Raw genomic sequence first — 16859 nt, 5'->3', positions numbered from 1 at the left:
CGGAAAAAATACACGATATACCGATGTTTTTTTTGAAGGTTAAAATTTGCTATAAAATTACAAGTAATTGATTTACAGTTATTTGTGTTTTGTTTTTTGTTTAGAGTAAAAGTTGGCACTCCTTTTGGCATTAGCTTTTAGGAATAAATTGACAGAACAATAAATAACCCAAATCTACCATTAATTTTAAACCTTAATTATGAGAAGAAAATACTTTATATGTAATAGCCTTATACTCTTTAATTTTTTGTGCTGTTACTCACAAATTGTAAATGAAGGTATATTAAATATTTCAGCAGCAACAGATGTGTATTTTGAAAATGAATATACGAATTCAAGTAGTGGTATTCATAAGAGTAGTGGAAACCTATATTTAAATAATAACTTTATTAATAATGGGACTACGGAATCTTCATTAGGTACAACCTATTTTAAAAGTTCCAATAATCCATTATTAAGTATCTCTGGAACCTCCAACGCTATTCATTTTAATAATTTGGAAGTTGATATTACAGCAGTAAATAAAAAAGGAATAACTGTAGCCGATGGATTTGCATTAAATGTTGCTAACTCCATTAGTTTATCAAGTGGTGATCTTAGGTTAATTGATGAGGCACAGCTAATTCAAACACATGTAGGTGTAGATGCTAATACTATTAGTATTGGTAAAATCTTGATAGACCAACAAGGCTATGCATCTGCATACAAATTTAATTATTGGGCATCACCGGTTAATAATAGTGGTACATTTTCTTTTTCTGGAGGCTTGTTTGATGGTACAGATTCTAGTCTTAATTTATTTGATCCACAACAAACATTGTTTAATACTGGTTCACCGCATAATGGTACACCTTCTGTTCTTGATGGATTAGATAATGTAACTACAGCATTATCCATTAATAGAAGATGGTTGTATAAATATTTACAGGGAACAGGTTCATATTATGATTGGGTTGGTTTAAATGAAAGTAGCTCTTTAAATCCAGGAGAAGGTTACACCATGAAAGGAACCAATACTCTTTTACCTAATCAAAATTATGTGTTTTATGGTGCTCCAAATAACGGAGATTATTCTTTGCCTATAAATATTGGAGAAGAATCATTATTGGGTAATCCTTATCCTTCTGCTTTAAATGCAAGTAAATTTATACTAGATAATTTATCTATTCTAGATACACTATATTTTTGGGTAGATGGAGGCTCAACTTCGCATTTAACTACAGATTATTTAGGTGGTTATGCTATTAGAAATTTATCGGGAGGTATTCCTGCATCTGTCAACTCTCCTTCCGTTGCTGGTGTTAGTAGTGCATGGAGTGTTACTCCTAAACAATATGTTTCTGTTGGTCAAGGGTTTTTTGTTAATGCTTACGGAAATGGACCTATTGTTTTTAATAATTCGCAAAGAGAATTTAAAACGGAATCTTCAGGGAATACTATTTTTCTTAAAACCTCTGATGCTGCAGATAATAATACCGAATTGGAAAGTAATAATCAATACCTAAGAATAGGTTATGAAGATCCTGAAGGATTTCATAGACAACTCCTTTTAGCTTTTTTACCAGACACAGATGCAGATATAAATTACAATCGTGGCTATGATGCTTTAATAATGGAACATAGAGATGATGATTTGTTTTATGTAATCGATAATGAATTAGATAAAAAATATGCAATTCAAGGTTTAGGCGGTTTTGAGGAAACATTAGAGTTTCCATTAGGAATCTTAATTTCAGAAACTGGTTCGCATCAAATAATGATAGATGCAGTTGAAAATTTTGAAAACACAGTTTATTTAAAAGATAATTTTTTAAATACTACGCATGATTTAAGCGCATCTAATTTTAATATCAATTTACCAATAGGAGAGTATTTAGATAGATACTCTATTGTTTTTTCACCAGAAGAAACATTATCTACCAATGATCAAACAGTTTCTAATATAGATGTTTTTTATGCTGGAAATGAAAATATTGTTGTGTACAACCAGAATAGAACTCAAATAAAAAGTATAAAAATATTTAATGTTTTAGGACAGGAAGTTTTAACACGTACTTCAAACCTAAATGCAAATGATAAAATAGAAATTCCTTTTAATAAAAGTAAGGGAATTTATTTTGTAAAAGTAGAAGCTATTAATAGCGAATTAACCAAAAAAATATCAAACTATTAATTATGAAAAATTTAAACCAACGATTACTAACACTAGGATTAATAGCTTTTATAAGCTTTAATTACAGCGCCTTTTCTCAAGTAGGAATAGGTGTATTATCACCAGACCCTTCTTCTATGTTAGATGTAACTTCTACAGATAAGGGAATTTTAACACCAAGAATGACTTCTGCACAAAGAATAGCGATATCCAGTCCTGCACAAGGTTTACTGGTATTTGATATCACGGAAAATGCATTTTATTTTTATAAAACGAGTTCTTGGTCGAAATTAGATTCAAAATCAAGAAATAATCATAAAATAATATCTTCTGAAGCAGATTTAAGTGCTGAACTTACCGCTGGAGGAGGAAGTAAATATTTATTATCTTCCAATACGTTGTATGAAATAAATGGAACAATTACTCTTGCACAATCTATAGATTTAAACAATGCGTACATTATAGGTTTAGATACCAATGAAGATATTTTATCGAAAACAGGAGGAACCATGTTTGTTGGTGCCACAGGAGGTAGCATAAAAGGTGTAACGCTTTATGCTCCTGGAGGAACTGTTTTTAATTTGAACGCAGCGAGTACAGAGAATTTTGTGTTACGAGATGCTATCGTTTCAGGCGCTACATCTGTGGGTACTGTTAGTGGTTACGGATTAGCATTTTTAAGTATTGTTCAATTTGCAAATAATACAACAGGAATAACGTATAATAATATTACTGATTTATTACTTAGTAATATGGGATGGTTTTCAAATAATTCAGGAACCTATGAAACATTTACAGGAACGTTTAGTAACCTTCAAAAACAAGGCGGTTTTACTGAAATCGACGGATCTGCAATTGGTATTGATGTTAGTAGTAGTCCTGCAGTTGAAAGCGGAGTATTAACAAGTGTTAGTTTTAGTGGTTCTAGTACAGAATATATAAAAAAGTATGGTTCTGGTTCTTTTACAGGGTATAATTTTACAAATTCTTGGACAGTAGATTGTCCTGGTATACCAGCAGAGTCAGATCAATTAGCTACAGGTCATATCTATTATAATGATGATATTACAACCGGTTTTGTTCAAACCGTTTCTGGTAGTAGTGCATTTAATCTGGCAGGAAATAGTAATTCTAATACTACTACAGCGGTAAATTTACTGAGAGTATCTTCTCCAGTATATAATAGATTGACTTATTTAGGAAAGAAAACTAGAACATTCCAAATTAGTGCATCGATATCTGTAAGAGGAAACGTTAGCGTTGGTGATTATTACGCATTTTTTATAAGAAAAAACGGAAGCGAAACATTAACAGAAACAAATACTTTAATGCGAGTGAATCTTTTAACAGACATTACAAGTAATTCTATTTCAGGAACAGTAGAGTTAGAACCAAATGAGTTTATTGAAATTTGGGGACAAAGATTATTAGGTTCTGGTACATCAATCACTGTTTTTTCTTTAAATCTTAATATGAAATAGGCCTTTAATTTTATTACAATTATAATTGCAATTTTATAGCAACAAAAACCTCTCTAGTTTTTAAAACTAGAGAGGTTTTTTATTAAAAGAGTTTGTCATTTTTTAAAGCAATTAAAACAAGTCTTTTACCTTATTAAAAGTTATTTCATTAAAATTGGAAACCACTTTATTTGCTAAAGAGTAATCTTGGTTTTTAGAGTTTAAGCTATCATAACCAACACAATAAATACCAGCATCATAAGCTGCTTTAATTCCGTTAGTAGAATCTTCAATGACTAAACATTCACTTCTTTTAAAACCAGAAGCTGTAGCCGCTTTAGTAAATATTTCTGGATGAGGTTTGGAAGCTTTCAATTCTGCTCCACTAAGTTTGGCAATAAAATATTGATCTAAATCAAATTTAGTGAATATATTATTTATAGTAAGCATGGAAGCAGAAGATGCCAAAACTAAAGTTAATCCGTTTTTATGATAATCTTTAATAATGTCGTGAACACCATCTATTAATTTTAAACTTGGGTCGTTAAAAAAAAGGTCTTTAAAATGGTGCCTTTTTCTTTCAACAAGCTCGTTCGCATTTACATTTAAATTAAAATGCGTGCATAATTTTTTACAAACATTTTTTGTAGACTGTCCAGTAAGACTTTCGTATAAAGTAGTATTTACATTCATGTTGTAATCGTCAAACATTTTGTGATATGCTTTATGATGTAATGGTTCTGTATCTACAATTACACCATCCATATCAAATAAAATAGCTTTTAGCATGGTTGTTTTTTTTTACGAAGATAAGTTATAGTATATTTTTTTATTCTCTAAAAAATAGAATATTTTGCAAATACAATTTGATAATATGATTTACACGCTTGTTTTTATAGTCTTTGTGATTTTTGTTTGCTATGCTTTTTATATCATGAAACCTAAAAAGGTAGAAGAGGCGCCAAAACATTGGCATGATATTTTAATGAAAAATGTGCTTTTTTATAAAAACTTAACTCCAGAAAACCAAGTGATTTTTAGAAAGCGAATCATGCTTTTTTTGAGTGAAATACATATAGAAGGTGTCGATACAGAAATAGAGGAATTAGACAAAATATTAATAGCTTCTAGTGGTGTTATTCCGGTATTTGGGTTTTCAAATTGGAGTTATAATAACTTAACAGGTATTATTGTTTATCCTGATAGTTTTAATGCCGATTTGCAGTTTTCAAATCAGGATGAAAATAAACAAATTCTTGGAATGGTAGGAACAGGTCGTTTTGAGAAACAAATGATTCTCTCTAAAAAAGCAATCCGATTAGCCTTTAATAATAAAACAGATAAATACAATACACCAGTGCATGAGTTTGTGCATTTATTAGATAAAATGGACGGAGAAACAGATGGCGTTCCTGCGTTTTTTCTTGGTAAAGAGTACATTGCGCCTTGGTTAGAATTAATGCACAAAGAAATGGAGGCTATTAATGCGGATGCATCAGATATTAGAAAATATGGAGGAACAAGTAAAACAGAGTTTTTTGCTGTAGCTTCAGAATATTTTTTTGAAAGACCTAAGCTTTTTAAACAGAAGCATCCAGAACTGTATGCTATGCTTTCCGTTTGTTTTCAACAGCCCAAAAAGTAGTATTTCGTTTATACTGGTATGGTAAAATAAAAAGTGGTTCCGACGCCTTCTTTTGATGTCAGCCAAATTTTTCCGCCATGCGATTCTACAATTTTTTTGCAATGTGCCAAGCCAATTCCGGTTCCTTCAAATATCTCTCTATTATGTAATCTTTGAAAGATAGCAAAGATCCGGTCTTGATAGTTTTCAGGTATACCAATACCATTATCTGTTACCGCAAATTGCCAATATTCTTGAGATTCTTCATCTTCTATTTTAACGCACGAAATCATTATGTTAGGCGTAGTGTTTGGATCTATAAATTTAATACCATTACTTATTAAATTTTGAAATAACAAACGTATTTCTACATCAGAACCAGTGATAATTGGTAAGTTTTTAGTGGTTATTTTGGCATTAGATTTAGAGATCATACTTCCTAAATCTATTTTTATAGCTTCAATTAAATTAGTAGTATTTATAGCATTGTACTCTTTAATTTTTCCCAGTCGCGAATATTCTAAAAGGGAATCAATTAGTGATTTCATTCTTAAACTAGATTCATTAATAAAGTTAAGACTCATTTTGCCGTCTTCATCTAGTTTGTCTTCGTATTCCTCTAGTAATAATACAATTAATCCAGAAATGGTGTTTAATGGTTCTTTAAGGTCATGACTAGTTATGTAGGCAAACTGTTCAAGTTCTTTGTTTTGCGATGCTAATTCTTTGGTTTGGTTATAAATAACCGTGTTTTTTTGCTTTAAAGTACGAAGTAGCCTCTTGTTAGAAGTATATATTCTATAAATACTATAACACGCAATTAGTGCCAATAAAACTAATGCTGCTAATAGATAATTAAATAGTTTTAATTTACTTATTTGATTATCATTTTGTTCTAGAATAGCTTGTTTTTTTTCAATATCTTGATATAAGGTCGTTAGAAAATCATTCTGAACTTTAATTTTTTCATTACTTTCTCTTATCGTTTCGCTTTGCAATTTTAAGGTGTCTATTTGCGATCTAATAATATGTTCTAACTGCTTTTCAATAGCAATTTTATCTTCTATCTTTTTGTTTTGTATTTTATTGTATTTGTTTAATTGTGTAATCCAATTTTTTTGGTCATTTAACTTACTAGAAATAGTATCTATTACATTGTTTTTATACAGAATAGTTTTTGTTTTATCTAGGATTTCTTTTTTACTGTTTTTAATGATTTCCTCTTGTAATGCTGAGGTATCTTTTGTTTTATTTAGATTTTTACTAGCATCTTTATAAAGTAGTTTCCATTTATCGGAAGAATTTATAGCGTTATTACCTAAGCTTTCTGCTATTTCAAACCCTTCATTTTCTAGGCTGTTTTTGTTGATTTCGTATTCAAAAGAATTCGCAACATTAACCATGTTTATCATAGAAACGTTGTAATTATAATCTTCTGTAATTAGTAAAATGTTTTTGGAAGCTATTTGTTCTAAAATAGCGTTAATGTCATAATTGTATTGATTATTAACATAAAGCACTTGAATATCTCGAATATCTTTTACCGAGTTGAAATTAATAACGGTAACTGGTTTGTTAAAAATTCTACGTTTTAGGGATAATGATTTTAAATCTATAATAGTTCTATCTGGACCAAGAACTCCAATTTTAAATTGGTCAAGGTTATCTAGGTTAGACCAACTTACTTGTTGGGTAAAGTTAAAAATAAAGATACTACGTTGTATACGTTTGATTTCTTCATTATTGGTTTCTTGTGCTTGTACAGAAACATTAAAAAGAAAACTAAGTAATAAAAACGCAAGAACAGTTTTTACATTTAAACTGTATTTATTCGTAACTTTTATCATAATTTTAATAAAAGTCTAATGTAATAATTAGAACCTTTAACACCAAATTGTTGAACCCTTCTGCTGTAAATAAAATTTCCATTTTCGGTATTGGCAGAATGAGCGTGCTTATCTGGATATACATTAAAGATATTTGTTCCACCAAGTGTAATATTGCATATTTTTTCGAAAGTGTATGATAAAGCTAAATCTGTAACTAACTTAGAAGAAAATGTTTGATCTCTACTTTCTAGTCCTCCAGAAAATTCATTTACCACCCAGTTTTCTTGTAGTTCGTCATCTGGATGCACATATTCTACTTTTCCGAAAAAAGTGTTTCCTAGTTGTATATTATATTTATCAAAATGATAAGATAGTATAGAGTTTATTTTATAATTTGGTTGCGCAGATTCTACTCTTGCAATGTCTTCTCTATTAAATAAAGTACTTTCTTGACCTTCTAAAAAATCGGAAACTTTATTCAGTTGTATTACTTCGGTTTTATTTATGTTTCCTGCTAAAGATGCATTGAATTCTCCGTTTCCTATTTTGTTTTTGTAATGTACCGCTACGTCTAAACCAATAGTTTTAGTATCTATAGCATTAGTAAAAAATTGTGCAGCACCAACATTAAATGGTTCTAGTGTTTCTTCATACCCTTCATCAAAACGTCCAGAGAGTACAATTCTATCTTTAATTTTTATATTGTAATAATCTGCGGTAAAAGATACATTTTTAGCTAATTTACCTGAAAAACCGGCGTTAAAATGGTTGGAAAGTTCTGGTTTTAAATTTTTAATATGAAATGCTTCCTTTGCAACAGCGCTCTCATTATTAAAAGTTCCTACTTGCACAATATCTCCATTGATAAATTGTGTACTTATATTTTGAAAATATACTTGGTGTAGGGAAGGAGCTCTAAACCCTGTAGACAAACCAACTCTAAAGTTTAAATCTTCTGTTATTTTATATCTTCCTGAAAGTTTCCAAATAAATTGAGCACCAAAATCGTTGTAAGCTTCATATCTAGCTGTGGCTTTTAGGAGTGTTTCTTTAGATGTATTTACTTCTACATCTATATATCCAGAACTATTGGTTCTAAATCTGCTTAATTCATTTTCGGGTTGAATTCCAGGAAATACTTGTGCTCCAGCAATGCTTTGCTGTTCTATACCATCACTATCTATATAGGTGTTGTCTCCATCTAGATAAGAATCTTCTTCACCAGCAATAATGTTATAATTTTCTACACGTAATTCTGCACCAAAAGCAATATTTACACCATATAACCAATCATATGCTCTGGAAACATCTAAGTTTGATGTATTTTGTTTATACGAAAAACCACCCGAATAAAAAGTACGAGGAGATGTAAAACCTAAAGATGCATTATTAGAATTATTAACGGTATAATCTAAAGTGTTAATACCAATAGTATGACTAAAATCTAAATTCCATTCATTTTTTTCTCCTCTAAAACCTAAAGAAATGGCATCATCCTGTATATCTGTTAATATTTCTGGAGAAAAACCATCTGGAAATAATTCTAATACAACACGATCTACCTCATTTGGAAATCTATAAAAACCTTTAGATTTTCCTTCTCTATAATTTCTTCCTCCATGAAAATAGAATAAAGAATTGTTAGAAATAGGAAATTCACCATTAAACGATAATGCCAGATTTTGTGTAGAAGCATTACCAATTTCCATTACTCGTTTTCCTGAATATTCATTTTGACTATAAAAATTATTTTCGGCAATTAAAATAGCGTCTTCCTCCGGATCCTTAGAATATACGGAGCCATTATAATCACCAGCTCTATTATAAGCTTCTCTATTTCTATATTCTCCTGTAATGTTTATAAATCCTTTTTTACCTACTACAAATCCAAAATTAGCCGAAAAATAGGTGGTAAGACCATCTCCTTCTGTTGTTAGTTCTGAACGTCCTTGTAGATCTATAGATTGGGTTTGTTTTTTAAGTATAATATTAATAACTCCAGCAATAGCATCCGATCCATATTGTGAGGTTGCTCCATCTCTTAAAATCTCTATTCTTTCAATAGAGGCTACTGGAATGGCATTAAAGTCTGTTCCAACGGTTCCTTTTCCAACGGTTCCGTTTACATTTAATAGCGAGCTATTATGCCTTCGTTTACCATTTACTAATACTAATATTTGATCTGGACCTAAACCTCTTAAGGTTGCTGGGTCTATATGGTCTGTACCATCTGATATGGTTTGATTTGTGGAGTGAAAAGAAGGTACTAAATAGTGTAATATATGACTTAACTCTATTTGCGGAGAGTTGGTAATATCCTGAGGAGAAATAATGTCTACAGGTGCAGTTGTTTTTAAAAGAGAACTTGGCTTTGCTCTAGAACCTAAAGAAACAGGTTGATCTATGGAAAAACCAGTTTCTAAAGTAAAATCTAAAATAGCTTCTTCTCCTGGTTTTACACTTACCAATTTTGTGGCAGTTTTATACATGATGAAGGCTACATTGATAACCAAATCACCTGCTTCTATATTTAAAACATAATCTCCATTAACATCACTAGTTGTGGATATGTTGGATCCTTCAATAGTAACTTTAGCACCAGGAAGACTTCCAAATTGATCTGAAATTGTTCCAGTTATTTTAGCTTTATTCTGTGAGAATAAAGAAAAACTAAAAAGTAATACAAATAAGAAAAATAAAGAATTTTTATTTAAATACCTAAAGGAAATATTTAGCTTTAACATGCCATATTAAATTAAGAAAAAAAATACTTATAAGTAAAAATTACAAGTGTAAAAAAACATCTTTGTAAAGGTCATAAAAGGTTTATGTTTTTTTACTTGAAGCTAATACGTAATGACTTTGTTTTACGTGATCTAAAATATCAGAAGATAATGGTTTGTTTATAAAATCGGAAATTACATTAATGGTTTTAGAACGTTCATAGTCATCCGGATTATTAGAAGTAGTCAATAAAATTACTTTAATAGAACAAGTAAATTCTGTATCAATTTTATTAAATTCTTCTAAAAACTCCCAACCATTCATTGCGGGCATATTAATATCTAAAAATATTAAATCTGGTTTTGCTATTAACCCATTTTTGGCATCTTTTAAGTAATCTAATGCGTTTTTTCCACTGTTAACTGAGGTTACTTGTCCGAAATCCGTATGTCTATTTACAATTTTTTCGTTGTAAAAATTAATAACTTTATCGTCGTCAATTAGGAGGGTGCAATTAATGGAGAAATTATTAGTCATATTGCAATTTTAAAAAAATAAATGATTTGTCTCTTCTGTAAGAATTTTATTTTATTTCTAATCGATGAAAAGCAAATAAAAACGACATAAACGCATGTTTTTTAGTCTACTAGTGTTTTTGCTCTTCAATAATTTTACAATATCGATTAACAATGAAGTTATTTATATAACTTTGTTTACGAAATAAATATTATGCTAGACGAATTACAACAACATTATGGTTATTTATTCGAGGATGAATTAATTCAAGAAATAAATAATGTAGGTACTTATAAAGATATTCCGGAAGGTTTTAAACTTATAGAAATTGGCGATTATATAAAATCCATGCCACTTTTAATAAGTGGAGCAATCAAAATTTTGAGAGAAGACGATGATGGAGATGAACTACTTTTATACTTTATTGAGCAAGGTGATACTTGTGCAATGACATTATCTTGTTGTTTAGGTAGTTCCAAAAGCGAGATTAGAGCTGTGGCAGAAACAGATACGAAACTAATAATGGTTCCTATTGAAAAAATGGAAGAATGGTTAGGTAAATATAAAACATGGCAAAAGTTTGTACTGCAAAGCTACCACAATAGAATGTCAGAATTACTGGAAGCTATTGATACTATTGCATTTTTAAAACTAGATGAACGTTTGTTTAAATATTTAAAAGATAAAGCAATGGTTAATCATAATGAAGTAATTCATGTCACACACCAAGAAATAGCTCGAGACTTGCATACTTCAAGAGTCGTAATTTCAAGATTACTTAAAGCGCTTGAGAATTTAGGAAAAATTGAACTACATAGAAATAGCATTAAAATTTTAGATTTGTAACTCAGGTTACATTCTGTTTATTTAGATCCATTACCTTTGTATTCATATGGATATACAACAAATAGTAACATACATAGCTGCTTTTTTAATAGGAGCTATTTTAGGCTTAATAGGAGGAGGAGGATCTATTCTTACCGTTCCTTTATTGGTTTATTTTTTGGCATATAATCCGGTATTAGCTACTGCATATTCATTATTTGTAGTTGGTTCTTCTTCATTGGTTGGTGTTATTCAAAAACATCAAAAAGGATTAGTAGATTTTAAAACTGGATTAGCTTTTTCTTTCCCATCCTTTATAGCGGTATATGTTTCCAGAAGATTTCTTGTTCCTGCAATTCCAGATACACTTTTTACTATTGGGGAGTTTTCTCTAACAAAAGGAATGGCAATCATGATCTTTTTTGCAATTATCATGTTGTTAGCTGCTTTTTCTATGATTAAATCGAAACCTCAAACTCAAGAAAATAATACTTCTCAGGCATATTATAAGACTTTTATTCAGGGGGTTATTATAGGAGTTATCACAGGTCTTATTGGAGCAGGTGGCGGATTTTTATATGTGCCAGCATTAGTACTTTGGGCTGGTTTAGACATGAAAAAAGCAGTAGGAACTTCTTTAATTATTATAGCAATAAATTCGTTAATAGGTTTTTTAGGAGATGTACAAGTGCTAGATATAGATTGGTTCTTTTTATTAAGCTTTTCTTTTTTAACCATTATAGGGATTTTAGTAGGTGGCTATTTTTCTAAATTTATATCTAGTAAAAAATTAAAAAAGAGCTTCGGATGGTTTGTGTTGGCAATGTCGATTTATATTGTTTTAAAGGAGTTGGTTTTTTAATTAAGTAACTTTTGTTGCAGGAAAAATTTAAAAACATTAGTAAATTTGAAGAATTAAAATGTCACCAGCCAAATGACGAAGACATTTTATAAAATATTAAATGGGGAAAAAATGAAAATAGAACAAATTTATACAGGTTGCTTAGCACATGCAGCGTATTATATAGAAAGCAATGGAGAGGCAGCAATTATAGATCCATTAAGAGAAGTACAGCCATATATTAAAAGAGCAAAGCTAGACGATGCTAAAATAAAATACATATTTGAAACACACTTTCATGCAGATTTTGTGTCTGGTCACTTAGATTTAAAAGAAAAAACAGGAGCGCAAATTGTATTTGGTCCTACAGCAAAACCTTCTTATGATGCTATAATAGCACAAGATGGTCAAATATTTGAAGTTGGAGATTATAAAATAAAAGCAATCCATACGCCAGGACACACGATGGAAAGTACCACCTATCTTTTAATAGATGAAAACGGTAAAGAACATGGTATTGTTACTGGTGATACTTTATTTATTGGGGATGTTGGTCGTCCAGATTTAGCTCAAAAAATAGCATCCGATTTAACACAAGAGAAATTAGCAGGTTATTTATTCGACTCACTTCGCAATAAAATTATGCCATTAAGCGATGATTTAATTGTGTATCCAAATCATGGAGCAGGATCTGCTTGTGGTAAAAATATGAGTAAAGAAACTACAGATACTCTAGGGCATCAAAAGCAAGTAAATTATGCCTTGCGCGCAGACATGACTAAAGAGGAATTTATTGCGGAGTTATTAGATGGTTTATCAGAACCTCCAGCGTATTTCCCACAAAATGTAATGATGAATATTCAAGGCTATGAAAGCTTCGATAAAGTAATGTCTAAAGCACATAAACCTTTAACGCCAAAAGCTTTTGAAGCAGCTGCTAATGAAACGGAAGCGATTGTTTTAGATGTGCGTCATCAAACAGATTTTGTAAAAGGCCACCTTCCTCGTTCTATTTTTATTGGTATCGATGGTGGATTTGCACCTTGGGTTGGTGCTTTAATAGCAGATGTAAGTCAACCAATTTTATTAATTGCACCAAAGGGTAGAGAAGAAGAAGTAATTACGCGTTTATCTCGTGTTGGTTTTGATAATGTGATTGGTTATTTAGATGGTAGTTTTGAAGCTTGGAAAAAAGCTGGGATGGAATATGATTCTATAACTTCTATATCTGCTGAAGAATTTGCAAAACGCTATAAAGCGAATCAAGATGTTGTTTTTGATGTAAGAAAAGATGGAGAGTTCCTTGCAGAACATGTAGAAGGAGCAAAACACACTGCTTTAGATAACATAAACAGTCATTTAAGCGAGTTTCCAGAAAACAAACCTTTCTTTGTGCATTGTGCAGGTGGTTACCGATCTGTAATTGCAGCTTCTATTTTAAAAAGTAGAGGTATTCATAATTTAATTGAAGTAGCAGGTGGATATGGTGCTATTAAAAATACCGAAATACCTACAACAAACTATGTTTGTCCTAGCACATTGAAATAAAAATTTAGTTTTTTAGTTAGTGAAAAGCGCGTATTACAGCAATGTAATAGGCGCTTTTCTATGTAACAAAGGTTACTTATAATTTGTGTTTTTTTGATTATATTTATGGTAAATAAAGCCATTCATGAAATACATAATAATCATAACATTTTTAACAACCTTATTAGGTTCAAATAGTATAGATCGCAATGTTGTTAAAGTACTTTCTTCGGAAGAATTTAAAACACAAATCGAAAATAAAAGCGTCCAATTAATCGATGTTAGGACCCCTAAAGAATTTCAATCCGGACATATTTCTGGAGCTGAAAATATAGATTTTTATTCCGATAAATTTGCTTTCGAATTCAATAAACTAGATAAGGATAAAGCTGTTTATGTGTATTGTAGAAGCGGAAGTAGAAGTAATAAAGCATCTAAAAAGTTAGTAGAATTGGGGTTTATTGAAATCTATGATTTAAAAGGAGGGTTTTTAAATTACAATTAAAATTAAAAAAGAACCAAGCCTTTATAGCAAACACATTTTACCATAATAAAAAATAAAAAATAAAAATGAAAACTTCCATACTAGTACAAAACTTAAAATGTGGTGGTTGTGCACATACCATTACTACAAAACTTTCAGAAATAGAAAATATTTCAGATATAAATATAAATGTTGAAGAAAGTAAAGTTTCCTTTAAATATACAAATGAAGCAGACGCTTTTGCTGTAAAAGATAAACTTAAAACTTTAGGTTATCCTTCCATAGATGACAATAATAATATAGTATCTAAAGCAAAATCTTTTGTGAGTTGTGCAACAGGTAAACTTTCCACATAAAATAAATTATTATGAAAAATGTAATAGTATGCATGGTCTTTTTAACGTTGATTTTTAGCTGTAATAATTCCAAAAAAGAATATACCGCTTTAGAACAAAAAATGGAGGCCAATACCCATCCAGGAAAAAAGCTAATGGAAACCAATTGCTATACATGTCATAGTCCATCGGCAAGTCAAGAAGATCGTATTGGACCTCCTATGATTGCCATTAAAAAACATTATATAAATAAAGGCACTACCAAACAACAGTTTATAGCAGCTTTACAAACTTGGATTAAAAACCCAAATGCTGAAGATGCTAAAATGTTTGGAGCAGTAAAACGTTTTGGAGTAATGCCAAAGCAAGCTTTTCCAGAAGAAACAATAGCTAAAATTGCAGACTATATGTTCGATTTTGATATTGAACAACCAGAATGGTTTGAATCCCATTTTAATGAAGAAAAAGGTATGCACAAAGGGCAAGGTAATGGAAAAGGAATGGGTAACGGAAAAGGTATGGGCAATGGAAAAGGCATGCAAAAGCAACAAGCCAACGCTACTTTGGATACATTAACCTATGCAGAACGTGGTTTAAAATACGCATTGACAACAAAAGCGGTTTTAGGGAAAAATCTAATGGGAACTATCCAAAAAAAAGGAACATTAGAAGCATTAGCTTTTTGCAATGAAAAAGCATATCCATTAACAGATAGCATGTCTGTAGTACATCATGCAATTATAAAACGGGTTTCCGATAAACCTAGAAATCAAAATAATTTAGCAAATAAAAAAGAATTATTGTATATTAATTCTTTCAAAAAAGATATAAAAAACAGTAAAGAACCAGAACCAATTGTAGATCAGTTAGACAATAAAGTACACGTGTATTATCCAATAACAACAAATGCAATGTGTTTACAATGTCACGGGAAACCAGATCAAGATATTAAAAAACCAACATTAAGTAAACTTGCTAGTTTGTATCCTCAAGATAAAGCTACAGGATATGCTGTTAATGAGGTTAGAGGTATTTGGAGTATAACTTTTGACAAATAAAATAAGTCCGTTATGAGTAAATTTTCAGAATTAATAAATCAAGACACTCCTGTATTAGTAGATTTTTATGCAGAGTGGTGTGGACCATGTAAAATGATGAGTCCTATTTTAAAAGATGTTAAAGACAATTTAAAAGATAGAGTATCCATTATTAAAATTGATGTGGATAAAAATCAAGCCCTTGCCGCAAAATACCAAGTTAGAGGCGTACCAACTATGCTATTGTTTAAAAACGGAAAACAGGTTTGGAGACAGTCGGGAATGCTTCAAAAAGATGAATTAATAAATGTAATTACAACACCTTATTAATGGATTTATCCGAAGGTTTTTGGGATAATAGATATAAAACCAGTGATATAGGTTGGGATTTGGGTGAAGTTTCTCCGCCATTAAAAAACTATATCAATCAGTTGTCCGATAAAGAACTGAAAATTCTAATTCCAGGAGGCGGGAATAGTTATGAAGCGGAATATCTTTATAATAAAGGTTTTAAAAATGTATATGTGGTAGATTTGTCACAAACGGCACTTAACAATATACAAGCTAGATTGCCTTTGTTTCCATCTTCACACCTTATTCAAAAGAATTTTTTTGATGTCGACATGACTTTTGATTTGATTATGGAGCATACTTTTTTTTGTGCAATAGATCCTAATTTAAGAGCAGCTTATGCAGCAAAAGCATTTGAAATGTTACATGATAATGGTAAAGTGGTAGGCCTGCTTTTTAATGTGCCTTTAAATAAAACCCATCCACCTTTTGGAGGTTGTAAAATAGAATACATAGAGTATTTTAAGCATTATTTTGATACTAAAATAATGGAAGCTTCTTACAATTCTATTACATCAAGACAAGACAAAGAATTGTTTTTTATCCTTCAGAAAAAGAATATAATAACCACAATTTATTAAAAGAATTATTTCATGTAAAATGGGATATATCTTATACCTATTAGATAAAAAGTTTGAAAATAAATCCAAAGTAAGTTTTTACTTTTAACGTAAAGAAACTAAAGAATAATAAGGATTCTAAAACCTAAAATAATAATATTATGAAAGTAAATATGAGTGGATTAGATAAAGGAATTAGAATAGTAATAGCAATAACGATAGCCATATTATATTGGCAAGATATTATACACGGCACTTTAGCGTATGTACTTTTAGCATTAGCTATAATTTTTGTATTAACTAGCCTTGTAAGCTTCTGTCCTTTATATACTCTATTCGGAATTAATACATGCAAAGTGAAAAAGTAAGCACTATTTTTTTTACAATACCTCTAAAAAAGGAAGTGTAACATTTGTTACTTAATGTTTTATTTGAATACTTTAATTTTGCAAAATATAAGTTGTTCAGACAACTATATGATTGATTAATAGCAAGGCATCTTATTTTATAAGATGCTTTTTTTTTTACTGATAAAAGTCATATTAATAAATACAGATAATTATTATTTTTATACTTTAAACACTAACACTTATT

At 30.2% G+C, this 16859-nt stretch carries 16 protein-coding genes; 12 read left to right on the top strand and 4 right to left on the bottom strand.

Features of this window, described 5'->3' with window-relative positions; genetic code table 11:
* Positions 1–199: 199 nt before the first annotated feature.
* Both FG167_RS15990 and FG167_RS15985 read left to right on the top strand, forming a co-directional pair.
* Positions 200–2173, top strand: a complete 1974-nt coding sequence (locus FG167_RS15990; protein ID WP_203459211.1) for a T9SS type A sorting domain-containing protein — start codon at positions 200–202, stop codon at positions 2171–2173.
* 2 nt (positions 2174–2175) lie between these two features.
* On the top strand, positions 2176–3633 hold the full coding sequence (locus tag FG167_RS15985; RefSeq protein ID WP_239004411.1) for a hypothetical protein: 1458 nt from the start codon (positions 2176–2178) through the stop codon (positions 3631–3633).
* Between the two features lie 111 nt (positions 3634–3744).
* Here FG167_RS15985 and FG167_RS15980 read toward each other — a convergent pair whose 3' ends face one another.
* The gene (locus FG167_RS15980) at positions 3745–4401 is read right to left on the bottom strand and encodes an HAD family phosphatase (RefSeq protein ID WP_203459210.1); all 657 of its coding nucleotides are present in this window, start codon (positions 4399–4401) and stop codon (positions 3745–3747) included.
* Between the two features lie 85 nt (positions 4402–4486).
* Between FG167_RS15980 and FG167_RS15975 the strand changes: the two genes are divergently transcribed.
* Positions 4487–5257: a zinc-dependent peptidase gene (locus tag FG167_RS15975; protein ID WP_203461139.1), complete on the top strand. Its 771-nt coding sequence runs from the start codon at positions 4487–4489 to the stop codon at positions 5255–5257.
* Positions 5258–5265: 8 nt separating this feature from the next.
* Here FG167_RS15975 and FG167_RS15970 read toward each other — a convergent pair whose 3' ends face one another.
* The 3 genes from FG167_RS15970 to FG167_RS15960 all read right to left on the bottom strand — a co-directional run bounded on the left by FG167_RS15970 (position 5266) and on the right by FG167_RS15960 (position 10326).
* Positions 5266–7083 carry a YfiR/HmsC family protein gene (locus tag FG167_RS15970; protein ID WP_203459209.1) on the bottom strand — a complete coding sequence of 606 codons (1818 nt, stop codon included), beginning with the start codon at positions 7081–7083 and terminating at the stop codon, positions 5266–5268.
* A complete protein-coding gene (locus FG167_RS15965) occupies positions 7080–9809 on the bottom strand; it encodes a TonB-dependent receptor domain-containing protein (RefSeq protein WP_203459208.1) in 2730 nt (909 codons plus the stop codon). Before FG167_RS15965 ends, FG167_RS15970 begins: the two co-directional genes overlap by 4 nt.
* 82 nt (positions 9810–9891) lie before the next feature.
* Complete coding sequence (locus tag FG167_RS15960; protein WP_203459207.1) at positions 9892–10326, bottom strand: response regulator; 435 nt, start codon at positions 10324–10326, stop codon at positions 9892–9894.
* 192 nt (positions 10327–10518) lie between these two features.
* Between FG167_RS15960 and FG167_RS15955 the strand changes: the two genes are divergently transcribed.
* The 9 genes from FG167_RS15955 to FG167_RS15915 all read left to right on the top strand — a co-directional run bounded on the left by FG167_RS15955 (position 10519) and on the right by FG167_RS15915 (position 16633).
* Entirely contained in the window at positions 10519–11151 is a 633-nt protein-coding gene (locus FG167_RS15955; protein WP_203459206.1) for a Crp/Fnr family transcriptional regulator, read from the top strand.
* A gap of 46 nt (positions 11152–11197) precedes the next feature.
* Positions 11198–11992 (top strand): sulfite exporter TauE/SafE family protein, encoded by a 795-nt coding sequence (locus tag FG167_RS15950; protein WP_203459205.1) that lies wholly within the window; start codon positions 11198–11200, stop codon positions 11990–11992.
* 111 nt (positions 11993–12103) lie between these two features.
* Positions 12104–13519: a rhodanese-like domain-containing protein gene (locus FG167_RS15945; protein ID WP_203459204.1), complete on the top strand. Its 1416-nt coding sequence runs from the start codon at positions 12104–12106 to the stop codon at positions 13517–13519.
* 124 nt (positions 13520–13643) lie between these two features.
* Entirely contained in the window at positions 13644–14003 is a 360-nt protein-coding gene (locus FG167_RS15940; RefSeq protein WP_203459203.1) for a rhodanese-like domain-containing protein, read from the top strand.
* Between the two features lie 65 nt (positions 14004–14068).
* Positions 14069–14338, top strand: a complete 270-nt coding sequence (locus tag FG167_RS15935; protein ID WP_203459202.1) for a heavy-metal-associated domain-containing protein — start codon at positions 14069–14071, stop codon at positions 14336–14338.
* 11 nt (positions 14339–14349) lie between these two features.
* Positions 14350–15375 (top strand): DUF3365 domain-containing protein, encoded by a 1026-nt coding sequence (locus FG167_RS15930; protein ID WP_203459201.1) that lies wholly within the window; start codon positions 14350–14352, stop codon positions 15373–15375.
* Positions 15376–15387: 12 nt separating this feature from the next.
* Entirely contained in the window at positions 15388–15684 is a 297-nt protein-coding gene (trxA, locus tag FG167_RS15925; RefSeq protein WP_203459200.1) for a thioredoxin, read from the top strand.
* Positions 15684–16286 carry a methyltransferase domain-containing protein gene (locus FG167_RS15920; protein WP_203459199.1) on the top strand — a complete coding sequence of 201 codons (603 nt, stop codon included), beginning with the start codon at positions 15684–15686 and terminating at the stop codon, positions 16284–16286. The genes trxA and FG167_RS15920 overlap by 1 nt, the downstream gene beginning before the upstream one ends.
* Positions 16287–16426: 140 nt before the next feature.
* Positions 16427–16633, top strand: a complete 207-nt coding sequence (locus FG167_RS15915) for a DUF2892 domain-containing protein (protein ID WP_203459198.1) — start codon at positions 16427–16429, stop codon at positions 16631–16633.
* The last annotated feature ends 226 nt before the right edge of the window (positions 16634–16859 follow it).

This window comes from Lacinutrix sp. WUR7 (assembly GCF_016864015.1).
GTDB lineage: Bacteria > Bacteroidota > Bacteroidia > Flavobacteriales > Flavobacteriaceae > Oceanihabitans.
The sequence above is the reverse complement of the archived record's forward strand: the minus strand, read 5'-3'. Positions and strand labels throughout refer to the sequence as shown.